The 8,073-nt window shown below is 64.8% G+C and carries 6 protein-coding genes and 1 pseudogene; 3 read left to right on the top strand and 4 right to left on the bottom strand.

The genetic code is table 11. The features are described from left to right. The first annotated feature begins 653 nt into the window (after positions 1 to 653). Positions 654 to 992 carry a putative quinol monooxygenase gene (locus ACIP98_RS41450; protein ID WP_401981953.1) on the top strand — a complete coding sequence of 113 codons (339 nt, stop codon included), beginning with the start codon at positions 654 to 656 and terminating at the stop codon, positions 990 to 992. A gap of 453 nt (positions 993 to 1,445) precedes the next feature. On the opposite strand, the gene ACIP98_RS41455 is transcribed toward ACIP98_RS41450, so the two are convergent. The 4 genes and pseudogenes from ACIP98_RS41455 to istA all read right to left on the bottom strand — a co-directional run bounded on the left by ACIP98_RS41455 (position 1,446) and on the right by istA (position 6,290). After that, positions 1,446 to 1,667 (bottom strand): hypothetical protein, encoded by a 222-nt coding sequence (locus tag ACIP98_RS41455; protein WP_401981956.1) that lies wholly within the window; start codon positions 1,665 to 1,667, stop codon positions 1,446 to 1,448. 487 nt (positions 1,668 to 2,154) lie between these two features. Beyond that, the gene (locus ACIP98_RS41460) at positions 2,155 to 3,408 is read right to left on the bottom strand and encodes a condensation domain-containing protein (RefSeq protein WP_401981958.1); all 1,254 of its coding nucleotides are present in this window, start codon (positions 3,406 to 3,408) and stop codon (positions 2,155 to 2,157) included. 848 nt (positions 3,409 to 4,256) lie between these two features. Next, a complete protein-coding gene (istB, locus tag ACIP98_RS41465) occupies positions 4,257 to 5,045 on the bottom strand; it encodes an IS21-like element helper ATPase IstB (protein ID WP_401981960.1) in 789 nt (262 codons plus the stop codon). Between the two features lie 4 nt (positions 5,046 to 5,049). After that, a pseudogene (istA, locus tag ACIP98_RS41470) lies at positions 5,050 to 6,290 on the bottom strand (IS21 family transposase). A 370-nt stretch (positions 6,291 to 6,660) separates the two neighbouring features. Between istA and ACIP98_RS41475 the strand changes: the two are divergent. Both ACIP98_RS41475 and ACIP98_RS41480 read left to right on the top strand, forming a co-directional pair. Beyond that, positions 6,661 to 7,137 (top strand): hypothetical protein, encoded by a 477-nt coding sequence (locus ACIP98_RS41475; protein WP_401981963.1) that lies wholly within the window; start codon positions 6,661 to 6,663, stop codon positions 7,135 to 7,137. A gap of 259 nt (positions 7,138 to 7,396) precedes the next feature. Further along, the coding region (locus tag ACIP98_RS41480) for a hypothetical protein (protein ID WP_401981966.1) at positions 7,397 to 8,073 on the top strand (677 nt) is incomplete at its 3' end.

Here is an 8,073-nt window from a genome sequence, read left to right on the forward strand (position 1 = left end):
ATCATGTACACGCCATGACACGAGGACGGAACCGTCCCATCACCCCCGAACGGGCGACACCAGATCATCTGTAATGGGACTTAACGACCTCTCAGAACGTACCCCCCCCGCACCCCGTACCCAGCCATACACCCAGGGACAACAACACCGCCCACACCAAGCCCGTCCCACCCGGTCCCGACCACGCCAACGCCGACAGACCGCCGGCCCCCAGCCCACGCCAGCCAGAAATCCCCGCCCCTCAGGACAGGGAGGACGTCAATCACCCGCCCCCGGACACGGCCGCCGCCCGGATCGCCGACCTCGAAATCCAACGCCTACGCGCCAGTCCCTAGGGGGAGAGCAACCCTTACGGCACACCGGGCTCGTGTCCCGCGCAGGCATCCACAACAGCATGCCCGTGAAGGGAGCCCGGGAGGTGTAATCGCCTTCAGCTGCCTGCGGCTCCAGGGACGAGGCCAGTGCACAGTCGCGCACTGGCCGCTGGTGCCTTTGTCCCTCGTGTCGAATGGTCTCGGGACCGCACGAGTCGGCGAGGATTCGGACGGTGTCAACTCATAGACACCGTCGTGCGCCAGCACCGCCAGCGTCGAACCGATGCGGCTACCGGAAGTCAGGACCACCGACCCCGCAACCACGAGGAGTGCAAACCCGTGAGCGACACCCCCACGAACATCTGGCCGCTGGACGATGCACGACCGGGTGAGGTCATCGTGATCGCCTGGTGGAGCCCACGTGTCGGCGAGAGCGAGACGATCGCCGCTGTGCTCCCCGAATTGATCCGGGGTTCTCGAGTAGAGCCCGGGTGCCTCGGGTACCAGATCTACCGCCCCGACGGTGCCAGCAATGGCGACCTCGTGCTCATCGAGCGCTACGCCGACCAAACGGCACTGGACGCCCACCGTGACAGCGCCCACTTCCGTAGCCTCGTCCTGGAGCGCGTCGTACCCCTGCTTGCGGACCGCCATGCGGTCGTCACCACGGTGCGGTAGGGCTTTCGGCACGGTGCCGCACCGACCTGCTGGACGATCGTGTCCGGTTCGCTTTGCACGCTCTACCGGCGCCGAAGTATTTCCAGAAGACGGTAGTTGGCTTTCGGGCATGCCTTCGTCGTGCAACTGCGAGCGCTGACTTGTCTCCTGAGATGGCACAACGGCCTGAACCGTCTCGGAAGAGGCCCGTCGGATGGGTGCCGCATTCCCTACACGCCTACGTGTGTGCCAGGCCCCCGTCGCTGTTGACGGGGGCCTGGCGGAATGGAGGGTCTCCTCTCGCACTCGACCGCCCGGTGTCGGAGTCAGCCGCGCTGGTACTGGACGGGGGGTGGGCTCCTGGCCGCCCAGTGCTGTGGCCGCGTGGCGGGCCCGGTACTCGCGGATGGAAGCTGCCGATTACGCGACCCGTCTGCCGTCCGGAGCGCACTCGACGAGCATGACACTCCCCGGCTACCGCAAAGCCCTGAACCAGTCGGAACAGCACGAGAAGAACCCGCGCCAGGTTCTCCGCGGATCATGGGTGAGCAGGCAACCGATGAGTGCGGTTGCTGCTCCCACGACGACGACGCTAACGAGCAGTGCAGGGCGACGGCCGAAGCGGTCACCGATGTGGCCGAAGACCACGGTGTCGAGGGGACAGGCAAAGAAGCCGATGGCGAACACAGCGAACATGGACGGCACCCCGGGTCGCCCTGCCGCCACCGAAGAAGAAGCGTCGCGAGCGCCGTGGCCGAGTAGTCGCAGATCGGGTTGTTGTATTGCCCCTGCAGATTGCCGATGCTTGTGGCCACCAGGGCGCGACGGTGCCGCGCGGGCGCAGGGGTTCAATTTCTGCGTCGGCCGTGGCAATCTCCGAAGCGGAGAGTACGACGTGATGCGGGTACTCCTGGCCACCCGACAAGGCACCGTGCACGCCTCCACCACGGTGACCAGCCAGCTCAAAGCCCTGATCGTCTCAGCGCCGGACGACCTCCCCACGGACCTGCGCCACCTGAGTCGGCCGGCGCAGGTCGGGCGATGTCGGCCCCAAAACGGCCGCCGATCCCCGGAGAAGACACAAGAGTGACCTGCTTCGACAACCCGGGGCACGTAAGACATACGCAGGATCGTAAGTCGCTGCATGGGCTGACATCTCTTTGATGGCAGCTGCCCGTTATCCTTATACACTTTCGGTCAAGATTTCCTGAACATCGTCAAGAAACTTTTTATCGACCACGCGACTAGAAGTCACAATGTGAAGCCTATCTTCAAAAGTGGTGATTCCAGAGTTGGCTTCTCCGGCGATGTTCAACAAAAGCATCGGACCCCAGACGGCAGCCGGATAAATTGGCCCGGAACGCGCGAAGTTGAGCACGCCGAGATTACTAACCTGCATTTCGTGTGCAAGCTGCGAGTTCATGAACCCTTCCACCATTTCGCTGCTCGCGCTCGACGGCAAAAAGTGCCGTATCGCCATTGATCCAATGGTTACGCCGACATTCGACCGGGGGATAATTAGTTCTTCATTGAGTGCTCGCGCCTGATCCCAAATGGATGATCCATCCAATGGAGTGGAGCCGGTCCGGGCAGCCGTGATGTAATTCGCAGAGTCCCTCCTTTCACCGATTAGACTGCGGAAATTAATCGGCGTCACTACGCGTACGAAATCTTGACTGCGATGCGCGCTGTATACTTGCGAAAAGGCGGCCACCAGAAGACCCTGAACGGTGGTCTCTTCGGCTCGACAGCGGCTCACGATCTTCGCCGTGAGTTCGGCATCCAACGTGCAGGTGCTGACGTGTGGCGTCTTGTCCACTTCGGGTTCGAAAGCCACCCAGGCAGCCATCTCAGGGCTGGGTGCAGGAAGGTCCGCGAGGATGCTCGCGTCAATTTCAGGAAGAAGCGCTGCTATCAGCTGCTCCTGCGACGGAGGAGTGGGCAGTGCCTTCAACGCGTTGCCGTTAAGGGAGGCTACGATATCTTCCAGAATGAAGATGGCGGACATCCCGTCGGCTATGACATGCGAGAATTGCAAGAGGATCGTCGACCCCTCGCCTCCGCTGACCAGGGTGGCACGCATGAGCGTGGGGGAAGCATTGTCGATCTTGTTGGTGAAGTTTTCCGCAGCCACCGAGTTCCAGTTGCGGTGATCCAGGTGCACCACGCGCAGTTCAACTTCAGGCGCGTGCTCCGGAAACCGAAATTCGGGCCCGATTGCGGCGTCATCCTCGATGCAGGCCCGGAGTAGTGGGTGGCGTCGTTGAGCTGCCTTAAGCGCCGATACAACACGATCGACCGTAATCAATTCCATGAATTCGGCGGCTACCATGAAATTCATTGTATGCCGTTGTTCATACCTGTAGTACATGCGCTCGAATGCGCCGAGCTGACGCGCGGAACTGACGCCTTCTGTCGGGCTGGGTGTATTCTGCATTTGTTTATGACTCCTTCGAGGAAACGAAATGACTCGCCCGTAGACGATAGGCTGGCGGATTCTCGTCAATCCAAAAGCCGCCACGCACCTGCGAAGTACACAGCAAGGCGAGAGTCGGAGGCTTTACAATAGATAGATCGTTCTATCTATTGGGGTAGTTTGCCGTCTGCCCGTGTGGCTGTCAAACGTGATCACTGCTTCGAGTTTTGAGCGGCATCTGACCCGGGCGCTGTGCGCCCCATCCCCCTGTGGAGCCAGCTTCTGCTGCGGGGGTACATGCCGCCGCCGACCGCAGCGACACCCTTTGCCTTGTCACGACCGGAAGGCAGGTGCGCTCGCCGGCGGCGGCCGAGGACGAGGCGACAATGGAGCAGCGCAAGATGGGTTCCGCCGTGCATGAACTGTCGGTCGCTGTTCGTCGTGCAGCAGACATGCAGACGCTGCCGTTGGCAGGCAGCCCAGGGTCTCCGCTGGGGGCTGAGCGGTGTGTGATGGCATGGCCAGCCCAACTCTGGCGACGCCCCCGACGCGTCAGGGCCCGTTTAAAGACCCCGCTCGCTGGTCGCGTCGGTGTGATGGTCGGCACAGAGGTAGCCCGTTGCGAACGACGCTCGAAGTTCTGGCTAACCTCGTACTTTCATGAGGTGAGCTGGCCCCGTGGCTCCAGGGGTAGGGGTCGATCAGAAATACGGAAGTTTCCTTTGACCTGCAGCGTCTCGCATCTGCGTGCCCGTGTCCCGGGGAGACGGTCGGCAGGTGGTCTCGCAAGCCGGTGCTCACCCTGTCGGCGGTCTCTGAACCTGGACCCCTTGGGGGTCGGTGAATCCTGACCCTGTTTGTTGTGGTGTTCACCCAGTGGCCGCGCTTGGTGTGCGGCCGATGTCACGGTCTTTGAGGCGGTAGGAATCTCCTTTCAAGGAGAGCACATCGGCGTGGTGGACGAGACGGTCGATCATGGCGGCGGCGACGGTATCGTCGCCGAAGACCTCGCCCCAGCGTCCGAAGGGCTTGTTGCTGGTAACGATCACCGATGCGCGTTCGTAGCGGCCGGAGATCAGCTGGAAGAACAGGTTCGCGGCCTCGGGCTCGAACGGGATGTAGCCGACCTCGTCGATGACCAGGACCGGGACGCGGGCCAGGCGGAGGAGTTCGTCCTGCAGCTTTCCGGCGGTGTGGGCGGCGGCCAGGCGGTCGACCCACTGGGAGGCGGTGGCGAACGCGACACGGTGTCCGGCCTGACACGCACGCATCCCCAGGGCGATAGCCAGGTGGGTCTTGCCCGTGCCAGGTGGGCCGAGGAAGACCACGTTCTCCTTGCCGGTGATGAAGTCCAGGGTGCCCAGATGCGCCACGGCCTCCCGTTTCAGGCCCCTCAGATGAGCGAAGTCGAACTCCTCCAAGGTCTTGCGGGCCGGGAACCGGGCCGCACGGATGCGGCCCTCGCCGCCGTGTGCTTCACGGGCGGCGACCTCGCGTTGCAGGCAGGCGGCCAGGTACTCCTGATGCGTCCAGGACTCGTCGCGGGCGCGATCGGCAAGGCGATCTGCGGCGTCCAGCAGGGCCGGTGCCTTCAAAGCACGGCTGAGGAACGCCAGCTCGGCGGTGATGTCGCGGGAGGTGGCGGTGTGGGTGGGCATGACTTCAGTCCTCCTGTCCGGCTCCGCCCTCGATCAGCTGGAAGACGCGGTCGTAGGTGGGCAGGTCGGGCTGGGCGACCTCGACCGCGGCGGCCTCGACGGCTGCCAGACGGTGGTGCCGCTGCCGCATCACCTGGGCGGCATCGGTGTGCTCGGTGTCGGTGAGCGTCTGGTGGCGGGCCCAGCAGCGGGCGTGGTCGGCGACCAGGCGCCCGTCCAGATGCGCCCGCACCGTTTCGGTGTCCGCCTCGACCCGCACGATCCGTCCGATCGCGTCCGGGTGGACGGAGTAGTCGCAGGTGTCCAGGCGGATGTAGTGGTCCCGGCCGATCCGCACCGAGGTCTGCCACCAGCGTGGCGGAGAGGTCGGCGGCAGGGCCAGCATCGCCGCCCGGTCGGCTTCCCACCGCTCGGCCGGGCGGGCGTCGAGCGTGCGGTGCACTCTGCGGTTGGCGATCTGCAGCCACGTGGTCAGCTGGATGTTGAAGTCGGCCGGGGAGGTGAACACCCGGCCAGGCAGGAACGATGTCTCCAGATAGCCGTTGGCCCGCTCGACCAGGCCCTTGGCCTCCGGATCCCGCGGCCGGCACAGAATGACCTTGCAGGCCAGCAGCCCGGCCAGAGCGGCGAACTCATGGCCGAACACCGGCTTGCCCTCCCGACGACGTCCGATGGCCGGCTCGTTGTCCCAGACCAGAGCCCGGGGCACCGCGTTCCAGCCGGACAGCAGGTCCCAGTGCCCTGTCACCAGGTCGGCCGCCTGCCGGAGGGCAGCATCCGTGCGGTAATCATCCGCGAGTAGCCGGCCACCATCACCAGCACCGGCGGCCGTCCGGTCTGCCCGAAGCCTAGCGGGATGTCCGCCGGAGGGAACCACAGATCACACTGGGCCAGCTCACCGGGCTGATACGCCGTCCGAGACACCGGATCCGCCGGAAGATAGACCGGCCGCAGTTCCCGCACCCGCCGCTTCAGCACCGACAAGGACCGTTCCCAGCCGATCCGTTCGGCGATCACCGTGGCCGGCATCCGCGGGTACTCGGCCAGCAGCCCACGGATCGCAGGTTCCACCGCGTCCACGATCGAGCCCTTCGGTGCCCGGCGGTACTTCGGCGGATCGTCACTGGCCACAGCCCGCCGCACGGTGTTCCGGGCGATCCCCAGATGCCGCGCGATCCCCTTGATCGACATGCCCTCCGCGCGGTGAAGTCGCCGGATCTCAGCCCAGTCCTCCACACCGATCACCTATTCCACCTGACTCCCATGGAGCCAGACTGATCACTCGATCACGGAAGGGGTCACATTTCATCGACCGATAGGGGGTCACGGTTCACGGAACGGCGACACACCCGATGCTGGATACGATCCGCGAGAGCGGCCTTGACCAGGCGATATCCGAGCATCTGGGGTCCTGGCGTAACCGCGGGCTGTCCACGATCCCGGGAAGATCCTTGTGGACCTTGCTTTGGCGATCCCGCTCAGCGGGACTGCCTAGCGGACCTGTCGATGCTGCGGTCTGATTCGGCGTGTAGTGCACGTGACCTGCGGAATCGAGATGGTCTGAGGACCATCTCGACTTCGCGGTGGTCGATGGCGACGCCCCCTTCTCGGCAAGTTGCAGATCAGCGATGACGCCGCAGGTTTCCAGGATCTGTTGCTGCTGCTGACCGAGCACGGCGACAGTCCAAAAGATCCGATCCCGATCGCGACTTCTCGAGCGTCTGCTGGTGACCTGCCTGCGAGCTACCGGCCGGCGTTTCTATGCGATCAATCCGATGGCGGGGCCCGCTATCGGGACCGGTACGTCGTTCCCGCAAGAAGTCCGGCCATCGCTGTCGTCCTGGTGCACATCCCGCGGACTGATGCTGGACTCCACCGGCTGCTGCCCGAGAACTCCGACCTGGTCAGGGCGATCGCTGTGCTGGCCAGGGCCCAGCAGGACGCGGTCTGGGACCGCACACGCGCCCACAACCGGCTCCGTTCCCACCCGTGTGGGTACTACCCGGCGATCCTTGAAGCGCTCGCCGACAAGTGCGAACGGCTGCTGGCGCGGGAGACACGCGCGATGCTGGCTATCGCTCCACCCCGGTGAGGCCGGCCGCCTCACCCGCAGCCACCTCAAAGCCGCCGCAATACCCGGGCGGATCGCTAACGGCGGATCGACGCCGAGACCGACGGACTGCTGGAGTCTTCCGCTGCACCCAGATCCGTCAGTCCGGCCTGGTCGAATCTGGGATAGGACGCGGAAACGTGCCCACCCCTGCCGTGCGACGTACGGCCCCAGTGGCCGTCCGACAGCTCTAGCCATCCGCCCGCGGACGGCTTGCTGGGGGGCCGTAGACTCGCGCGCCATGGAAGAGATGTTCGAACTGGGGGCCATCAGTTGCCCGTCCGGCACCCTGGTGATCATTGACGGTGGTCACCTGGGGCTGTGGAGCGGAGACCGGTCGCCAGCGGACATCGATCCGGCCGCCTTGGGTATCGAAGACCCAGCCATGGCTGCCGACGTCACGGGCGCCGTTGACTTCCTGGTCACCGGTCCGGATGCCTCCGAAGCCGTTCGGACCTTTGATAGGCAGCCGGGCTCCAGGCTTCATGACATTCCGGCCTCGAAGGCCGCCGAATTCGAGGCGACTTTCGATGGTCACTGCCGATCTGCCGGCTTGGACGCACGACTGGAGGCCCTGCCCGTTCGGGAGGCCCATGCCCGCAGGGCCCGTCGGACAGTCGAAGAGGGCGGTGGCAGCTTTTCGATGTTCGGGGTACCCGTCGTTGCAGTGGGTGGCGTGCCCAGAAGTCGGCACTTGCCCGTGATGGCTACGCGAGTCGACCACGGCGACGGCATCGGGGCTCGCTGGTCCGAGATCTCGATCCGCATGGGTGAGGGCCAGGTCGCGTCATCGTTTTCCTTGGGTGACGTAGGAGTGGACTGGGGATGGCGTCCCCTCTTGTGGTGTAGCCGATCACGTCGGGGGTGTGCGCCGGGGTGCATCGGGTGGGTAGCCCCCGCTCCCTGCCCATGGGGCGG

The organism is Streptomyces sp. NPDC088354 (assembly GCF_044753585.1).
Classification (GTDB): Bacteria; Actinomycetota; Actinomycetes; order Streptomycetales; family Streptomycetaceae; genus Actinacidiphila.

Coding starts and splice junctions, on each gene's coding strand:
- ACIP98_RS41455 (WP_401981956.1), bottom strand. CDS start 1,667: ATGTTCGCTGTGTTCGCCATCGGCTTCTTTGCCTGTCCCCTCGACACC.
- ACIP98_RS41460 (WP_401981958.1), bottom strand. CDS start 3,408: ATGCAGAATACACCCAGCCCGACAGAAGGCGTCAGTTCCGCGCGTCAG.
- istB (WP_401981960.1), bottom strand. CDS start 5,045: ATGCCCACCCACACCGCCACCTCCCGCGACATCACCGCCGAGCTGGCG.